The sequence below is a fragment of the [Borrelia] finlandensis genome (genome assembly GCF_000181875.2).
In the GTDB taxonomy this organism is placed as follows: Bacteria; Spirochaetota; Spirochaetia; order Borreliales; family Borreliaceae; genus Borreliella; species Borreliella finlandensis.
Map to the genome: position 1 here is coordinate 71139 of NZ_ABJZ02000005.1, position 18826 is coordinate 89964.

General features: G+C 29.3%; 18 protein-coding genes. 5 read left to right on the plus strand and 13 right to left on the minus strand.

The genetic code is table 11. The features are described from left to right. Nucleotides 1-681 carry an ABC transporter ATP-binding protein gene (locus BSV1_RS01570; RefSeq protein WP_008882413.1) on the plus strand — a complete coding sequence of 227 codons (681 nt, stop codon included), beginning with the start codon at nt 1-3 and terminating at the stop codon, nt 679-681. Further along, entirely contained in the window at nt 678-1928 is a 1251-nt protein-coding gene (locus tag BSV1_RS01575; protein ID WP_008882378.1) for an ABC transporter permease, read from the plus strand. Before BSV1_RS01570 ends, BSV1_RS01575 begins: the two co-directional genes overlap by 4 nt. Nucleotides 1929-1937: 9 nt before the next feature. On the opposite strand, the gene BSV1_RS01580 is transcribed toward BSV1_RS01575, so the two are convergent. Together BSV1_RS01580 and BSV1_RS01585 are read right to left on the minus strand one after the other, a co-directional pair. Continuing rightward, nucleotides 1938-3236, minus strand: a complete 1299-nt coding sequence (locus BSV1_RS01580) for a hypothetical protein (protein ID WP_008882576.1) — start codon at nt 3234-3236, stop codon at nt 1938-1940. Then, complete coding sequence (locus tag BSV1_RS01585; RefSeq protein ID WP_002656160.1) at nt 3229-3549, minus strand: hypothetical protein; 321 nt, start codon at nt 3547-3549, stop codon at nt 3229-3231. Before BSV1_RS01585 ends, BSV1_RS01580 begins: the two co-directional genes overlap by 8 nt. Nucleotides 3550-3729: 180 nt before the next feature. Here BSV1_RS01585 and BSV1_RS01590 point away from each other — a divergent pair, with 180 nt between their 5' ends. The 3 genes from BSV1_RS01590 to BSV1_RS01600 all read left to right on the plus strand — a co-directional run bounded on the left by BSV1_RS01590 (nt 3730) and on the right by BSV1_RS01600 (nt 7164). After that, nucleotides 3730-4998: a cysteine desulfurase gene (locus BSV1_RS01590; RefSeq protein ID WP_008882802.1), complete on the plus strand. Its 1269-nt coding sequence runs from the start codon at nt 3730-3732 to the stop codon at nt 4996-4998. Between the two features lie 208 nt (nt 4999-5206). Beyond that, nucleotides 5207-5632 (plus strand): iron-sulfur cluster assembly scaffold protein, encoded by a 426-nt coding sequence (locus tag BSV1_RS01595; RefSeq protein WP_008882655.1) that lies wholly within the window; start codon nt 5207-5209, stop codon nt 5630-5632. Next, complete coding sequence (locus tag BSV1_RS01600) at nt 5629-7164, plus strand: YifB family Mg chelatase-like AAA ATPase (protein ID WP_008882454.1); 1536 nt, start codon at nt 5629-5631, stop codon at nt 7162-7164. The genes BSV1_RS01595 and BSV1_RS01600 overlap by 4 nt, the downstream gene beginning before the upstream one ends. A 30-nt stretch (nt 7165-7194) precedes the next feature. Here the strand turns inward: BSV1_RS01600 and BSV1_RS01605 are convergent, their stop codons facing one another. From BSV1_RS01605 to BSV1_RS01655, 11 genes are all read right to left on the minus strand, one after another. Beyond that, a complete protein-coding gene (locus BSV1_RS01605) occupies nt 7195-8145 on the minus strand; it encodes an L-lactate dehydrogenase (RefSeq protein ID WP_008882358.1) in 951 nt (316 codons plus the stop codon). 121 nt (nt 8146-8266) lie between these two features. Next, complete coding sequence (gene lepA / locus BSV1_RS01610) at nt 8267-10066, minus strand: translation elongation factor 4 (protein ID WP_162470429.1); 1800 nt, start codon at nt 10064-10066, stop codon at nt 8267-8269. Nucleotides 10067-10097: 31 nt separating this feature from the next. Beyond that, nucleotides 10098-11078, minus strand: coding sequence for a hypothetical protein (locus BSV1_RS01615; protein ID WP_008882446.1), 981 nt, complete (start codon nt 11076-11078; stop codon nt 10098-10100). 71 nt (nt 11079-11149) lie between these two features. Beyond that, the gene (locus BSV1_RS01620) at nt 11150-11584 is read right to left on the minus strand and encodes an ATP synthase subunit K (RefSeq protein WP_008882539.1); all 435 of its coding nucleotides are present in this window, start codon (nt 11582-11584) and stop codon (nt 11150-11152) included. Between the two features lie 16 nt (nt 11585-11600). Beyond that, nucleotides 11601-13427, minus strand: a complete 1827-nt coding sequence (locus tag BSV1_RS01625; protein ID WP_008882839.1) for a V-type ATP synthase subunit I — start codon at nt 13425-13427, stop codon at nt 11601-11603. Beyond that, entirely contained in the window at nt 13424-14032 is a 609-nt protein-coding gene (locus BSV1_RS01630) for a V-type ATP synthase subunit D (RefSeq protein ID WP_008882795.1), read from the minus strand. Before BSV1_RS01630 ends, BSV1_RS01625 begins: the two co-directional genes overlap by 4 nt. A 2-nt stretch (nt 14033-14034) precedes the next feature. Continuing rightward, a complete protein-coding gene (locus tag BSV1_RS01635) occupies nt 14035-15339 on the minus strand; it encodes a V-type ATP synthase subunit B (protein WP_008882586.1) in 1305 nt (434 codons plus the stop codon). Nucleotides 15340-15363: 24 nt separating this feature from the next. After that, the gene (locus tag BSV1_RS01640; protein WP_002656082.1) at nt 15364-17091 is read right to left on the minus strand and encodes a V-type ATP synthase subunit A; all 1728 of its coding nucleotides are present in this window, start codon (nt 17089-17091) and stop codon (nt 15364-15366) included. Nucleotides 17092-17104: 13 nt separating this feature from the next. Further along, nucleotides 17105-17650, minus strand: coding sequence for a hypothetical protein (locus BSV1_RS01645; RefSeq protein WP_002661908.1), 546 nt, complete (start codon nt 17648-17650; stop codon nt 17105-17107). 9 nt (nt 17651-17659) lie between these two features. Beyond that, complete coding sequence (locus tag BSV1_RS01650; RefSeq protein ID WP_008882568.1) at nt 17660-18259, minus strand: V-type ATP synthase subunit E; 600 nt, start codon at nt 18257-18259, stop codon at nt 17660-17662. A 178-nt stretch (nt 18260-18437) separates the two neighbouring features. Continuing rightward, complete coding sequence (locus BSV1_RS01655; RefSeq protein WP_008882625.1) at nt 18438-18824, minus strand: hypothetical protein; 387 nt, start codon at nt 18822-18824, stop codon at nt 18438-18440. Nucleotides 18825-18826: the final 2 nt, after the last annotated feature.

The following is an 18826-nucleotide window of genomic DNA, read 5'->3' on the forward strand; positions in this document are numbered from 1 at the left end:
ATGGAGAATATATTAATTATAAAAAATCTTTGCAAAGCATATAAAAAAAATAAAACAAAAATTCAAGTAATAGAAAATCTAAACCTAACTGTAGAAAAAGGTGAATTTATTTCAATTCAAGGAAAAAGTGGTTGTGGAAAATCGACTCTTTTTAACATGATTTCAGGAATTGATAAAATAGATTCCGGAGAGATAATATCGTGTGGAATATTTTTGAAAAATACAAATGAAAAAACATTAAGTTTGTACAAAAACAGACAAATAGGCTTAGTATTTCAAAATTATAATTTAATAAATGAATTTAGTGTAATTGAAAATATAATTTTACCCCAAATTATCTCAGGCCAAGAAACAAAAGAAACAATAAATAAAAAAGCTTTAGATCTAATGAAAATATTAAAAATAGAAAACAGAGCAAATCATTACCCTTCAGAGCTCTCAGGGGGCGAATCACAAAGGGTTGCTATTGCTAGAGCGTTAATCAATGAACCTAATATAATATTGTGTGATGAACCCACGGGAAATTTAGACTTAAGCACAGCCAAAACTGTAGAAAATCTACTTATCAATACAGCAAAAAATTTTAAAAAAACCTTAATACTAGTTAGTCACAACCCACAATTTGCAAACAAAGCAGATTCAAAATACGAATTCAAAGATAGGACATTGAAAAAATTATGATACTAAGGCTACCAGAAATTACAAAAATTGCATATTTAATTTTCAAAAATTCAACAAATAAAATAGCTTTAATAGGTTCTGGAATATCATTAAGTTTAGTAATGATCCCATTAATTATTGTTTACTATATGTCTAGCAACATCATGACTTCTACTATTAATAAATATATTGAAAGTGAAGGATTTTCAATGCAAATAGAATACAACGAAACAAATAGAACTCATTATTTAAAAGACAGATTAAGCTTATTGAAAAAAAAATATAATTATAAGGATCTAAATTATTTTTTCGAGAAAAGAACCTATGGAATTATTGGAAACAATAAAAAACAAGGTGTATTAATAAGAGCAATAGAAAATAAATTCATATTAGAAAACAAATCAATAAAATTAATAAAAGGTACTAAAAATTTAAAAAAGGATTCTATACTCATTTCAAATCAAATCAAAAATAAACTTAATTTAAATCTTAATGAAAAAATTGATATTTTGATTCCAAATACAAAAAATGATAAAATAATGCCCAGAATAAAAAAATTTAATATCTCGGGAATAATTGAAACCGGATTAAAAGATATTGATAATAATTTGGTATTGATTTCTTTTGAAAACGAGAATTTAATGTCAAAAAAATTTTCAAAAAGCATAATTGGACTTAAAATAAATTCCAATTCCATAAAAAATAATGAAATCTTAAAGCAGAATTTAGAAACCGAATTTCAAGAATTCCAAATAAAAACATTCTATGAACTTTACTCAAATAAATACAATAATCTAGATATAAGTAAAAAACTTTTAATATTCATTATGGCTTTGATTATAATATTCGCAAGCATCAATATATCTTCGTCCCTTTCAATGCTTATCTTTGAAAATAAAAAGAAAATTGCAATACTAAAATCAATTGGAATGAGTAATTTAAATATAAAAATAATATTTCTTTTGATATCGCTCACATTAAGCACTGCCTTTTGTGGAATTGGAATAATAATTGGAAATTATTTAACACTTAAAATATCTTATTTAATAAACTTTGTTGACAATGTTTTAAACTTTTTTTTAAAAATACTTGGAGAAGAAAATTCTGAAATATTAAACTCAGAATATTATGTATCTGAATTTCAAATACATTTAAGCCTAAGCTTTGGCTTAACACTTCTTGGCCTTTATATGTTAATAAACATTTTAACTACACTGATTCCGCTTAACATTGTCTCAAATCTAAAAGAAAAAGAAATCTTAAGATAGCTTAAAACTTTATTTAATCATCACATTATAAATTTTAATAGAAGAAAAATCCTTTTCAATTGTAGGATAAATCTCATTTGGGAAAATCGTACTAATTGTGAAACTCTGCTTGGATTTAGACTTTAAAAAAGAATTGGCAGAAGAAATTAATTTGCGTCTCAAAGACCTAATGATTCTACCTTCCTTATCAATATAACCAATTTCAATCTCCAAATTTTTAACAACATCTTTTGAAGAATTGAAAACTTCTATAACAGTATTTGCCTTGCAAATCCCAAAAGACTTTTGAAAATAATTTCCAATATATTTAAATTTTAATATAAAAGAATCTGAGTCAAGATTTACACCAATTTTATCATCAACATTCTCAAAAAAATCAATGTCAATGATATCTAATACTATTTTTTTAGGATTAACATCAATAGCTCTTGGTATGCTTGATATAACATCAATTGGAATATAAACATCTTTACCCCATTTTGCAGAAAAATCACTTTCTTTAGAAAAAATCTGATTAAACACAGATTTGCCAAGATCATCGTAAACTGTAACTCTGTAGGAAATCTTTTTAACAGGGTGCATTGTTGAGATAATCCCAGCTTTAAGCTGATACGAATGCGCATCTTCAAATACCAAAACTTTAGCGTCCTCTATTTCTATGTAATATAGATCTTTGGGACTTGAAATAAGATTAACAGCTTCAACTACTAAATCCGTAGCCATAGTAATAGGAGGAAGGCCTTGCGATGTAAAAGAGGGAGCAAATTTTTCTTTTAAAGCCATTGCACCATTCCCGTTCATACTCATGAAACCCTGAAAAGATCTGTAAGTAATCAAAGAAATACAAAATATCAAGATAGAGCTTATGGTTAATATTAACATCCTGTTCTTGGATTTCTTAAATTCATAATAGTCGATTAAATCTAAATCATCTCTTATTCCAAATTCTTTTGCTTGTAAAGTTACATGGATCATTTTTTTTTTAGATTCTTTAGTATTTACCTTATCAGCAACTTCTTTAAAAAGAAAAAAAAATAAACTAAACATTGACTTGTCGTGAAGAGAATAAAAATAGATAGATTCAAGCTCTCTAAAAGCAATATCTATCTTGCCTATATCAACAAATTTTTTGGCTCTCGCATAAGATCTTTTAAAGTGAAGACCCATATTTTCAATGTCATTATCAGAAATATCTGATACTTCAATAATATTTTTAATACTCTTTTTGCTTAAAATTTTATTTCTATGCTTCTTAAGCTTAGATAAATAAATCTTAATTCTATCTTCAGATGTTTTACTACTATTCATTGTCTTCTAATTCATCAACTTTTTTTAAAAGCCAATACGCAATATTTCTAGCAGTGGTCTTTGTAATAGAAATCCCTATAAAAGAGTTGATTAATACTATTTTTCCCTCTTCTCCACTTTTAAATTCTTTTGAAGCCTCTTCTAAAACACCTTCTTTGGTTTTTGTGTAAGCAATCTCCTCAGAAATCTCTGTGGATTCAAAAACAAGATCACAAAAAATTTCTCCTGTATTAGTTACATTCCCATAAATATTATTAACAGGAACTAATTTATAATCTTCGGCTTTTTCAAACCTATAAATTACTTCTTTCATATAAACGAGTATATCATAATCAAAAAACATAGCCAATAAACAAAATTTATATAAAAATAAATTTCAATTAAAAAAAAATGATTATTAATTAATAATCATTTTAAACTTTTCTTTTGAAATAAAAAATAATGATATAATAATTAAAAGCTAAAAATTAAAATAAAGGAACTTATAAGGATTATGGATTTCAAACAAATAAACAGCAATGTCGAAAAGGTTAAATTTTTAAGAAAAGATTTTCCTATTTTAAATAAAAAATTTGACAATAAGCATATAATTTACTTTGATAATGCAGCAACCTCTCAAAAGCCCAAAAACGTAATTTATTCTAACGTTGAATATTATGAAAATTACAACGCAAATGTACACAGAAGCGGACATAAATTTGCAATTCAATCGAGCATAAAAATAGAAAAAACAAGAGAACTTGTAAAAAATTTCATTAATGCAGAATCTGCAAAAAATATAATATTCACCTCTGGAACTACTGATGGAATTAATACCATTGCAAGTTCATTTTTTTATTCAAAATACTTTAAAAAAAAAGATGAAATTATTCTTACAACTCTTGAACATAACAGCAATTTGCTACCCTGGGTAAATCTTGCAAATTTAGCTAATTTAAAAATTAAATTAGCTAAATTCAATGAAATGGGAATTATTACCCCTGAAGAAATTGAAAAACTTATTACAGAAAAAACAAAGCTCATCAGTATTTCAGGAATAAATAATACCTTAGGAACCATTAATGATTTGGAATCTATTGGAAAAATCGCAAAAAAATACAATATATGTCTTTTTGTAGATGCTGCACAAATGGCCCCTCATATAAAAATAGATGTTAAAAAAATTGGCTGTGATTTTTTGGTATTTTCTGGACATAAAATGCTTGCTCCAACAGGAATAGGAATTTTATATATTTCAAATAATATGGTTGAAAAACTTCACAGCTCAAAATTGGGGGGAAATACTGTAGAAGAAATATTTATAGAAAATGAAAAAATTAAATTTAAAGCATCTGATTCTCCCAATAAATTTGAATCGGGAACCCCAAATATTGCAGGAATTATTGGACTTGAAGAGGCAATAAAATATATTGATAATATTTCTATGGATTTTATTTTAGAGCATGATAAGCAGTTAATCGAATATGGGGTAAAAAAATTACAAGAGATTGATGAAGTTGAATTTATACTAAATACAAATCTTAAAAGAAATTCAATAATATCATTTACAGTAAAAAATATTCACTCTCACGATATTGAAACATATCTAGATACAATGGGAATAGCAACCAGAGCCGGAAGAACTTGTTCCTATGTGGCATTTTTCCCAGAAAATTTAAATAAAAACCATCTTTTAAGAATTAGCTTTTATTTTTATAATACACAAGAAGAAATTGATAATTTCATATTGGGATTAAAAAAGGTAATAAAAGAACTTTCATAAAAATTTATAAAATAAAGGTCTTAACAAAGTTAATCAAAAATTATATTTTTGATTAACTTTAATTTTGGGATTAATAAGAATTGTTTTAATTTTTAAAAATATAAAAATAATTTCAACTGTATACTATATTTTTAAAGTTTTTTATTTAAAAATCTTTATATTATCTTTTATTATTGATTTAATAAATCAAAGAAAATAAAATTAAATTATGCTCACTGAAAAAACTAAAAAAGAATTAATAAGGTTAAGTAAAGTAAATAATTACATAATAAAAGTAGAAGCAAACCAGAATTTCAAACATAAATCTAAATGTGGAGACCAAATTTTATTCCAAATAATAGAAACCAATAATGGGAAATTTAATTTAAAACATCATGCATCTGGATGCATAGTTTTACTTGCAAGCGCAAACGCTTTAAATAAATTGTGCAATAACAAACCAAAACCCGAAATCCTAAATTTAGTGCAAAAAGTGATAAACAGTGATTTTGCAAATCTAGATGAAATTGACGTAAGTTTAAAAATTTTTAACGTATTTACAAATACAAATAGAAAAGACTGCTTTTTGCTGCCATACAAATCATTAAAAGATAGTTTGGAAAGCCATAAGCCTTTAAGGAGAACTATCAGATGAAAGTCTATTCACACTCATCAATCGGATATGAAGGAGAACTAATTGAGATTGAAATAGACATTAAAAAAGGAATTTCTGGAATTGATATCGTAGGACTTGCTGGGAGTGAAATTAAAGAATCAAGAGAAAGAGTAAAATCAGCTATCAAAAATTCAAATTTTCATTTCCCCAAAAATAGAATATTAATCAATCTTGCACCAGCTGGAATTAAAAAGCTTGGAACAGCTTTTGACCTTTCGATCGCTATTAGTATTATTAAAATCCAAGAAAGCAAAGATAATAAAAATTTAGAAATCTTAATATTAGGAGAATTGCAATTAGATGGCAAAATAAGATCGATAAAAGCGGTTTTACCGGCTATTGCACTTGCCAAAGAAAAGGAAATAAAATTTGCAATAGTTCCCTTTGAAAATTTAGAAGAAGCTAGCCTAATAAATGGTTTAAATATTTGGGGTGTTAAAGATTTAAAAGAAACTATAAAAATAATAGAACAATTAAACAGCAATATACTCCCCCCAAGAACAAATACTAAGCCTCAATCAATAATTGAAAAAGATTATATTATAGATTATGACTTTAAAAACATAAAAGGACAACAAAGGGCAAAAAGAGCAATTGAAATAGCAATTGCCGGTGGACATAGCATCATGTTATTTGGTCCACCTGGAAGCGGAAAAACACTTAGTATTAAATGTGCCCAATCTATTCTTCCCCCACTTACAAACAAAGAGCTTATAGAAACAAACAGAATATGGTCAATATCTGGGAAATTAATAGACAGAAAAATAATAAAACAAAGACCTTTTAGAAATCCCCACCACACTGCTAGCAAAGAAGGAATAATCGGTGGAGGTCCCAATCCTTTACCTGGAGAAGTGTCTCTTGCCCACAACGGAATACTATTTTTAGATGAAGCTTTGGAATTCAAAAAATCTATCCTACAATCTTTACGCGAACCTATTGAAGACAAATCAATTTCAATCTCAAGAGCAAGCTCTAAATTATTCAAATACCCCGCTAACTTCCAATTAATGCTTGCAATGAATCTTTGTCCTTGTGGAAATCTTGGGAAAAAAAATACAGATTGTTTTTGCTCACAACAAGAAATTTCAAATTATTGGAAAAAACTTGGAGCCGCAATGCTTGATAGAATTGATATTAGAGTTCCAACAAGAGCAATTAATAATGAAAAATTACTCAGCGAAACAAGCGAAAGTTCAAGTGAAATAAAACAAAGAATAATAAAAGCAAGAAATATTCAAAATATAAGATACGAAAATTTTGCAAACATAAATAAAAATTCTGATCTTAATTCCGATCATATTGAAAAATTTTGCGAATTAAGTGCAATCTTAAAAAATGATTTGATTTACATTTTAAATAAACTCAACATATCTTCAAGAGCAACACATTCAATACTAAAAATTGCAAGAACAATCTCCGATTTAAAGGAAGAAAAACATATTTCAAGAGAAGCATTGCTTGAAGCAATTGAACACAGAAAAAACGGAGAAAATATGCTTGAAAAATGAAAACCCCCCAAAATATTTGGGGTCTTAATACTAAAATTCTATTTTATCAATATAGCTTTTAAGCTGATTAGCAGAACTGTTAAACTTATCAAGCTCTTTAGGGCTTATCTTAAAGTTTAAAACTTCTTTGACTCCTTCCTTGCAGACTATAGCAGGTGCTCCAATATAAATATCTTTAATCAATCCCCCATACTGACCATTAATATAAGAAGATATTGGCAGAATAACATTTTGATCTCCAATTATTGCATTTACAATATTCTTAATACCAAGTCCAATAGCATAATAAGTTGCCCCCTTTAACTTAATAACTTCATAAGCAGCATTCACAACCTTTTTATGAATTTTATCAAGCTCCAACTCAGTTATTTTGCCTTCAGCAAGATATTCTGACAAGGGCTTCATTGCTATTTTTGTTTCATCCCACGTAGCAAAAGAACTGTCACCGTGCTCACCCATAATATATGAATGTATATTTTGAGTGTTCACATTAAAATGATCACTTAAAAAATATCTAAGTCTTGAAGTATCAAGAATAGTCCCAGTACCAATAACCTTATGAATAGGAAATTTGGAATATTTCATTGTAACATAAGTCATAATGTCTACAGGATTGCTTGCAACAACAAAAATACCATCAAAACCACTAGATACAACATTAGTTATAATATCTTTAAAAATTTTAGAATTTTTATCAACCAAATCAAGTCTTGTCTCACCAGGCTTTTGATTAAGTCCTGCTGTAATTACAACAATATCTGCATTAGCGCAATCTTTGTAAGTCCCAAACAATACATTAATATTCTTCTTTAAAAACATTTGGCCATGATTAAGGTCCATGACCTCCCCTTTTGCCTTACTTTCATTAACATCAATAATTACAAGTTCATGTACAAGTGAATTGTCTATTGTCAAGGCATACGCAAAGCTTGAACCAACCCCACCAGCTCCAATAAGAACAACTTTATTAGACTTAAGCATAATTACTCCATATAAATTAAAACTATATACAAAACTAATTTTAAATAAGTAATGATAAAAATATTCTATCGCATTTCTAAGGGCTTTGCCAATCACATACCTTTAAAAATTAAAAACAAATTTAATTATCATTGGATTTTAGAACCGCAAGAAAAGCACTTTGTGGAATCTCAACATTTCCCACCATCTTCATTCGCTTTTTACCTTCTTTCTGCTTTTCCAAAAGTTTTCTCTTACGAGTAATATCACCACCATAACACTTGGCAGTAACATCTTTTCTAACAGGAGAGATTGTCTCTCGAGCGATAACATTAGAGCCAATAGCACCTTGAATGGCTATTCTAAATTGTTGCCTTGCTATTTCATCTTTCAACTTTTTACAAATCCCAATAGCCTTAGTTCTGGCGCTATCTTTAAAAACCAACTGAGAGAGCGCATCAACTCTATCTCCATTGACTAATATGTCTAATCTTACCAAATCTGTATATTCATAATCTAAAAGCTCATAATCAAAAGAAGCATATCCACGGCTCACGGATTTAATTTTATCATAAAAATCAAAAAGGATTTCAGAAAGAGGCATTTTATAAATAAGTTCAACACGCTTAGTATCAAGATAAATTAAGTTCGTCTGAACTCCTCTTTTCAATAAACACACACTCATAATATTGCCCAAAAATTCTGTAGGAACAATAATATTGGCCTTAATATAAGGTTCAAGAACGCTTTCAATAGCTTCATTTCCGGGAAATTGCTCAGGAGTTTCAATAAAATAAGATTCTCCCTTTTTAGGAATTATTTTGTATCTAACAGAAGGAGAAGTCAATATCACATTTAAATTAAATTCACGCTCAATGCGTTCTTGAATAACTTCTAAATGCAAAAGACCAAGAAATCCACACTTAAAACCATGCCCAAGAGCAGATGATGAATCTTTTTCAAATGTTAACGATGCATCATTAAGCTTTAATCTATCCATTGCCTTTAAAAGATCATCATATTGATTAGCATCAACAGGATAAACTGAAGAAAACACTACAGGCTTAACTTCTTTAAATCCCTCAAGAGGAGATAATGCGGGGAAATCACAAAGTGTTACTGTATCTCCAATTTTCACATCTGATATATTTTTTATTCCTGCAATAAAATATCCAACATCTCCTGCTTCTAAGGTATCTTTTCTTTCAAGTGATATTTTAAAAATTCCGATCTCTTCAATTAAATGCTCGCTATTAGTATGCATTAACCTAATCTTATCGCCCGTTTTGATTTGTCCTTCGAAAATCCTAAAGTGAACAACAACTCCTCTATAAGAATCATAATGAGAATCAAAAATTAATGCTCTTAATGGATCCTTAATACTTCCCCTAGGAGATGGCACATACTTACAAATAGCTTCAAGCAAATCATCAATTCCTATTCCATTCTTAGCAGAAATCGAAATAGCAATTTCTTCATTTAATCCTAAATCATTTTTTATTTGCTTTTTTACAAAATCAACATTAGCATTTGGAAGATCTATCTTATTAATAACGGGAATAATTTCTAAATCATGCTCAAAAGCCATATAAAAATTAGAAACTGTTTGGGCTTGTATTCCCTGACTTGCATCAATTAATAAAAGAGCACCCTCACAAGATGAAATTGCCCTTGAGACTTCATAAGAAAAATCAACATGGCCTGGAGTATCTACAAAATTTAACTCATAAAAATCACCATCATTACTTTTATAGGTAATTGTTACTGCCTGACTTTTAATTGTAATTCCTCTTTCTCGCTCAATATCCATACTGTCAAGCATTTGACTTTTAAAATCACGATCAGATATTATTTTAGCCTTTTGAATAAATCGATCAGCTAATGTAGATTTACCATGATCAATGTGTGCAATAATGCAAAAGTTTTTCTTACGAATACTAATACTACTTCCCCCCTGAACTACAAGTCAAAATTTAAAAATTATTTTTTTTTAAATATACAGAATCTTTAATTTGACTTCTTGATTTCGCAATATAAGGAGAAAACCTTGGTGCAAGATCTACTATTAATTTCCAAGTATCTATTGCTCTAAATTTATAATTGCCATTAGAATATGCATAAGTAGCAGTAGCAACATTATAAACTATTTCCCAAAAATCTGTAGATTCAAAAGCATTTTTTATTGCCTTGTACTTATTAATTTTTTGAACAAAAGACCTTAAATTTTTAAACTGATACACAGGTTCATAATAACAAACATAATCATACATTCTTGTTAAAATTCCTACTGCAGCTATAAGTCCATGAGTAATTGAAAGTTCATAAGCTTTTAAGTGCAAATAAACTTTTGACAATAATTGATGAGTATCAATAACATTGTAGTTTTTAAATCTGTAAAGATTAAAAGTAAAATCAATACCAAAAGCTCCTCTTACTTGTTTTAAATAAGAAGTCAAATAAAATGAAGCATTAAGTTCATTGTTTGGCATACTATTTTCGCCTTGAGAATAATCATGATAACTATAATAATCTTTTTTAGTTGAAAACTTATTTAATATGTCATTCAAATAATCAATAGTATCAACATAATTATTCTCAAGCTCAGCCATTTTAGCTAAAGAAAAAAGTATTTTTTTTTCAAAAGATTCATCTAGTAAATAATATCTGTCTTCAAAAGACTTGTAAAGGTTTAATTTTTCAAGAATAGCATTGCCAGACATACCATAAGCTACTGACAAATAATAACTAGCTTCAGGATAAACGCCTTTTCTAAGCAAAGCTTCCTGCAAATAATTAATAGCATGTGTAAGATTAGACTTACTAAATTCAGATTTAGAATAAAGAAATTGCCTGCCTTTTTCAAGTAAAATCCAATACGGAAAATTTTTATTACTTGAAGAATTCAAAGAAATAGAAAAAGGCAAAGCAAAAAAAAATAAAACCACATTTCTCATAATAATAAATATATTAAATTAACTCATAAATTACGAGAAAATTTAATATTAAAAGAAATAATAAATCAAAATTAAACAAACTTAAATATCATTAAGAATACCATTACAAAAAGAGCAACAGATTCTATTAATCCTAAAACTAATAGATATGTGGCAAATCCTTTCCCAGTTTCAGAAAATGCATCGCAAGCACCTGCTGCCGCTTTACCTTGAGCAAACCCAGAAACAGCAATGGCAAGCCCACCACCAATACCAGCTCCAAGCAACAACCATGGATTTGTCTGCATCATTACCTCATATAACGTGTTCATCAAAATATATCCATATATTATTTGAGTCAATGGTGCTGAAACAAAAACGATCAATAAAAATGGTGCTGGCTTTCCTTGCATATAGCATCTCTTCCATGCTCCAATAGCAGCACTACCTGCCGCCCCCATACCCAACGCAGAACCTATTGCTGAGATTGTTAAAGCTGAATTAACCCCTATTAAACCTATATCCATAAGTACTCCTTTTTATTTATTTTTTCATTTTTTTAAAAGGCCTATAAGCACATCCACTCCATTCTTGCCCTAAATGGTTTGAAAATTCAAGCATATTAAGCCTTACTCCATGAACAATCACTGAAAGCAAAGATAACATTATATTTAAAACATGCCCAAAAAGTATGACAATAATTCCAGCTACTATAAGACCAATATTAGAAGATTTTAACAAAGGTATTGACATAGTATTAAAACTTGCTGATATTGAAAGCCCCGCAAGCCCAACTGCAAAAAGTCTAATATAAGATATTATATCTGCAAACCCCGACACAGTGGTTAAAAACTGTTCTATAATACCCCCAAAACTTTTCAATATACACTTGAAAAAATTTGAACCATCTTGCTTACCAAAAACAAATACAAGTGCAACGCCAAAATATATTACATTATAAACAACATTATACATGGGAAATCTAGATTGACTTAGTATTAAATTCAAAACAAGATAATAAAGTCCAACTATACACATAAGCCAACCAATCTGTGCAATTGAATGAATATGGGGCTTTTCTTTTACCTGTCTGAAAAAATTCCAAACATGCGCCAATGAAATTTGCAAAACCCCTATTGAAAAACAGATAAAGATAATATTTTGTACACTATTTTTCTCTGTCAAATAACTAACTTTAAATGAATTTAAAATAGGAAACATTTCAAGAATTAAAGGACTACCAAACCAAGTCCCAGTCATAGCACCATAAATTATCGATGATACACTCAGATAAAATATTAACCCATGAAATGGCGTTAAGGGCTTGCCCTTAAGAAGAAAACTCAAACTAAGCAAAATTCCTATCAAAAAAAATATCACTCCATAAGCTGCATCACCTATTATCATACCAAAAAACACAAAGAAAAATAACATAAAGATAAAACTTATATCCCTTTCTTTGTACCCAGGAATTGTCTCTAAAATATTAAAAATGGGTGCAGCTAAATTGGCAATTCCTTTTCTTTTTATATAAGTTGGAATAATATCATTTTCTTCAGGATCTGCAAATTGCGCTGCAAAACCTGCTTTTAAAACTGCGCTTTTAAGAGATTCTTGACTTTCAGCTGGAACAAATCCTGTAATATACGAAAAATCTTCAAAATCAGTTTGCATATCAGCTAAAACTTGCTCAAACTCTACGATTTGATCGTAATTTTTTATCTCATCTCTTAAAATATCAATATATTTATTAAAAAGAGAAATTTGTGTTAATTTTTGATCTAAAATCTCATCAACAACCTTTAATTTATTATTAATATAATAAAGATCAAAATTAAATTTAAACTCATCGGCAATTTCAATTTTTTGCTCAAACTCACCAACACTCACAAAATAAGAAGTGTTTTTTACATTTTTAATCAAAAGCACATTGACATTAGGGTCTCTTAATAAATTTTTATATTCACTTTTTTGGATTTTAAAAAATTGAATATAAATGTTAGACTCTTTTAATTCGTCAATATTCTCTAAAGAAAAATTTCCCCAAACAGAAATCAAATTCCTTTCATGTAATAAAGATCGTTTAATATCTTGAAATTCTTTAATTTCATTGCCTAAATTGACTATGCTTTTTGCAATATCTAAAAAATTTCCATTAGAAGATTTTAAAGCTTTAACACCTCCATCTTCTTTAAGCAGGGAAAAAGCTTGCATTAAAATTCGTCTATCATCAATGCTTTTTTTTAAAGAATCTGAATTCTTGTTGCAAGAATTAATATGAACTGCTCCAAAATCTCTTAAAATCTCTAATGACTCTTTTTTATATTTTGATAAAGTTAAAAGTAAAACTTTTTTCATTTTTACAATCATAAGCTGTTCCTATTTTTTTTTATCAAACTAGATTTAGCAATTTTGCCTCTTACAACAGCCGAAGTTTGCTGATCTCCAAGATATATATTAATTTTTTTTATATTAGCCTTAGCTGTTGGTATCATAACTTTCTCAAATAAATTAACCCTCTGAGATGTTATTCGAAACTCTCTTAAAAGCAAATCAATCTGTTTTTTTAAAATTTTAAGTTCTACATCAATTTGAATCACAACTTTAAGAATCTCAATCCCCTTATCTACCCAATAAGGAGTAAAAAGTAAATCATGCCTTATGTCTTCATATTCAATAGAATCGAATATAGGAATTGCAACTCCAGCAATATTTAAAGACTTTTTGACCACTGTTTTTACTTGAATCCAACTCTCAAAAGGAAATTTTTCACTAAAAAGAGAAATCCAATTAGAAATATTCTCCTTAAGTTTTTGTTGCTCAAGATTTTTGATCTTGTAAGAATTCTCAATTTTAACAATTTCCATATAAAGCTGATGCTTCTTAAGCTGCAAAGTAGGCAAATATCTCTTAAACATTTTAAGTTCGTCTTTTTGCTTTTTAAGATCATTTTTGGTCAATTTAATTTTAGACATAATCAATAAGTCTCTTTTTTAGGCCAATATTTTTCAATAAGATCTGTTTTTATTCCCGTTTCTTTTGGGCTAAAACAACTAGCAAGAATGCTCCAACCTAAATCTAAAGCCTCTTCTAAAGGAATATTAACAGACAAATCCATCATCTTGCTTTCAAACATATTGCTATACTTGAGCAATTTTTCATCCCACTTAGTCATATTAAACCCCATAGCCTTTTTTTCTACAGACTCTTTTGAAGATGCATAAAGCTTGATCATTGAATCCATTATAGTCCTGTGATCGTCTCTAGTTCTACTATTTACCATTTGCTTAAGTCTTGAAAGAGACCCAAAAGGCTCTATTCTGCCGCCTTTTAAATAGTATTGGCCTTCTGTAATGTATCCAGTATTGTCAGGAACAGGATGAGTAACATCGTCACCCGGCATTGTTGTAACTGCAAGTATTGTAATTGATCCTGCACCTTCAAAATCAATAGCCTTCTCATAACGATATGCAAGCTGAGAATATAAATCCCCGGGATAACCTCTGTTAGAAGGCACTTGTTCCATTGTAATAGATATTTCTTTCATTGCATCAGCAAAATTTGTCATGTCTGTGAGAAGCACCAAAACTTTTTTGCCCTTTAGAGCAAACTTTTCAGCAACAGAAAGTGAAATATCGGGAACAGTTAAAGATTCAACAACAGAATCATTAGCGGTATGAACAAAAAAAATTGCTCTACTTAAAGCACCTCCCTTTTCCAAAGAATCTTTAAAAGTTAAATAATCATCATGCTTAAGTCCCATTCCGCCAAGAATTATTAAATCAACTTCTGCTTGAAGTGCAATTCTTATAAGAAGCTCATTATAAGGCTCACCAGAAACAGAAAAAATTGGCAATTTTTGAGATTCAACAAGAGTATTAAAAACATCTATCATTGGAAGCCCTGTCCTTATCATATTTCTAGGAACAATACGTTTTGTAGGATTTGCAGAAGGCCCACCAATTTCAATCAAATTATCATCAAGAGAAGGGCCCCCATCTTTAGGATTCCCAGAACCATCAAAAATTCTACCCAACAAATTGTCAGAAAATGAAACCTGCATTGAATGCCCTAAAAACTTTATCTCGTCTGACGTGGAAACACCTCTTGTACCACCATAAACCTGAAGAGAAACTTTTTCTCGATCAAGCTTAATTACTTCGGCTAGAGAACTTGTATCTTTTGCTTTCACAATAGCAAGCTCACCATACTTAATACCTTGAGCTGTAACAGTTATTACATTGCCTGCTATAGACTCTATTTTACTATAGACTCTTTTCATATATATATTTCTCCAACCCCCCCCCTAAATTACCTTTTTAAAATTTATCAATTCACCCAAAGCATGCTCCAACTTATTAAACTTATGATCCTTAAAAGAAGAAAGATTCATGTCTAAAAGATTTTGCCTTAACTCATTTATAAAATCTCTTGCTTGAAGCTTATCAGAAAACTCAAAGTTAGTTTTAAGAATGTTATAAACTATATCAAACATATAATTCTGACGCTCTGAACTAACAGCAGCATCAATAGAATCAAATGAATTTTGCTGTAAATAGCATGAATCAAGTAGCTCGGATTTTAAATAAATTAAAAAATCATCGTTACTTATGCCTTCTTCTCCAACAACTTTCATCATTTGATTAATTTCGTTACCTTTCACCAAAAAAGATCTTGCATATTCGGTCTTTTTTTGATCAATAACGCCTTTATATTTACTCCAAGATTCAAGAGGACTAATAGCTGGAAATTTCCTAGCATCAGACCTTTCTCTTGTAAGCCCGTGAAATGCTCCTACAACTTTTAAAGTTGCTTGAGTAACTGGCTCTTCAAAATTACCACCAGCAGGACTTACAGAGCCACCAACTGTTACAGATCCAATATCCCCATTATTAAGAACTACAATGCCTGCCCTTTCATAAAAGGAAGCAATAACAGACTCAAGATATGCCGGAAAAGCCTCCTCACCAGGAATTTCCTCAAGGCGACCAGACATTTCTCTCATTGCTTGAGCCCATCTTGAAGTTGAATCTGCCAAAAGAAGAATATCAAGGCCCATTTGCCTGTAATACTCACCAATAGTAATAGCAGTATAAACAGAAGCTTCTCTAGCTGCAACTGGCATTGAAGATGTATTACAAATAATACAAGTCCTGTCCATTAAAGATTTACCAGTTTTTGGATCCATTAATTCGGGAAATTCTTTAAGAGTTTCTACCACTTCTCCTGCTCGCTCACCACAAGCTGCAATAATCACTACATCAACATCAGCATTTCGACTTGTAACCTGCTGAAGAACCGTTTTTCCTGCTCCAAAAGGCCCTGGAATACAAAAAGTTCCACCTTTGGCAACTGGGAAAAATGTATCTATAATTCTAGTTTGAGTCAACATAGGTTCACTAGGAATAAGGCGTTCCTTATAATTAGTAATAGGAACTTTAACAGGCCAATGAAAAGACATTGTAATATTATGCCTCATACCAGAATCATCTTCAATTACAGCAATTTGCTCATCAATCGAATAATCGCCATCACTTACAATCTCCACAATTTTATAAGAATCCCTTTTATAAAATGGAATCATTATTTGATGGTGAACAGTTCCCTCAATTACAAAACCCAAAAAATCTCCTGCAATAACGATGTCTCCAACTTTGGAGGTTTTTTTAAAATTCCACTTTTTATCTTTATTCAAGGGCCTTAAGTATACTCCCCTTTCTAAAAAAAATCCACATTGAATAGCCAATTCAGGCAAAGGATTTTGAAGCCCATCATATACTTGAGTTAAAAGGCCCGGTCCAAGTTCAACTGTTAAAAGTTTGTCTGTAAATTCAACTAGATCTCCAACAGATATCCCTTTTGTTAATTCAAAAACCTGTGCATCAACTTCATTGCCCCTAATACGAATTACTTCTGCTTTTAAATTTCTACCAGCAGTCTTTACAAATAAAACTTCATTCATAGAAACTGAACCTTCTACCTCAATAGTAACTAAGTTTCCATTAACTCCAACGACTTTTCCTTTTGTATTCATTTAAATTCCTTTTCTAAACTTTTTCATTAGTTTTATCAATTAAATTTTTACAAATATTGTCAAAATTTTGAATACCCAATTTTTCTTTAAATAAATTATGCCTTAAAAATAACCTTAACTTTAAAAAGTAAATTATTAATTTTTCAAAATCAAATTCATGCCCAACCTCAAGATCAGTTAAAAATTGCCACTTAAGAAGGTCAAAACTTAATTCTATTTCAAAAGGATTTTCTTTCAAGCAGATGTTTTTCAAAATACTCAGATAGTAACTTGAAAAATAAGTAGATTCTAAATAAAAATCCTTAGACAATCCCAATTTTTCTGCCCTTAAAGCTGCAAGTGTATACCTTATTGTATCTTCAAAATCAAGAAAAAGGTCAATAACTCTTGACTTACCCCTATCTACCCTAAATTCTAGCAACTCTTTTAAAAAATTGAAGTCCTTTTTACTTAAAGAAATTTCGACATTATTTAAAAAATCTGAAACACTATAATTTTTCAAAGATTTTAAATCAATATAAGGCAAAGAAGATAAAACATAATAATATGAATCCAACACAAAAGTCTCCTAGATCACTTTTATAACTTCCTTAAATCTTGGATTAAGATAATCAAAAAGAATGTCTGCAATAGTTTCAGCTGAAAAATCATAATGCAAACCAATATTCTTTTTTTGAATCTTAAAACCTTTGCTTATGCCTCTGAAAGGCCTAAGCTCCATCCCTTCCTTAAGCTTATTGCCAAGCTTTAGTCTTAATATCTGCTCTAAACTAAAAAAATCAGATTCATTTAATTGAATAACTAATTTTTCTCCCTTAGCCCATGAATCCGTTACTTTAATTATAAGCTCTGCTAAGAAATTATTATCACTTAAAACTTCCGTCACATTATCTTTTAAAGCATTTTCAAAAAGAGATTTAAGATTCTTTTCAACTCCAATAATTAAATCTCTTATTGCCTGACGAGAAGCTTCAAGGGCATGACATTTATAATCATTAGCTTCTTTCTCTGATTTTGCCTTTAATACTCTAGCAGCTTCTTCTGCTCTAGCAACTATTTCTTCTGCCTCTCTTTTAGCCTTCAAAATAATATCATTAGATGCTCTCTCAGCTTCTTCAAGCCCATCTTTTTTAATTTTATTTATCAGATCCTTTACTTCAAATTGCATCAAAACTCCTTATCATATAAGATAAAAATAATAACTTAACACTTATTAGCAAACAAAACTTTAAAAAAAAATTTCTAATATCAAAAATTTTACAATATTAAAAAACATATCAAGTTGGCGCAATAATACTTCTTTAAAGAATATATTTATTCTCAACTATTAGAAAATACTACAACCATTAAAAAAATGGTCCAATAATTTTATAAACATTACCATCAAGCACTATATCAAGATTTTTGCTTGGAAATTTATTTTTAAGTCCTTCTCTAAAGATTTCAATACCCCTTTTATTTATCTTATCCCAAAATTCATCATCAACAAAATTTAAAGTTAATATCTCAATAATAATCAAATAACCTCTTCCAAACTTAGATCCATAGCCTGACGTAAAAGTTGTTGTAACACTAAAAAGACCATCTAAAAGACCATTTGCAGCCTTACCCCTAAAGGGCCTGTTGGGGTGAATATCATAAGAATTGCCAAATTCATTCTCAAGCACAAAATCAACATCAAGGCAAATGTGAAACAATACATTTTCAAATTCATTAAATTTCGATATATTCACTT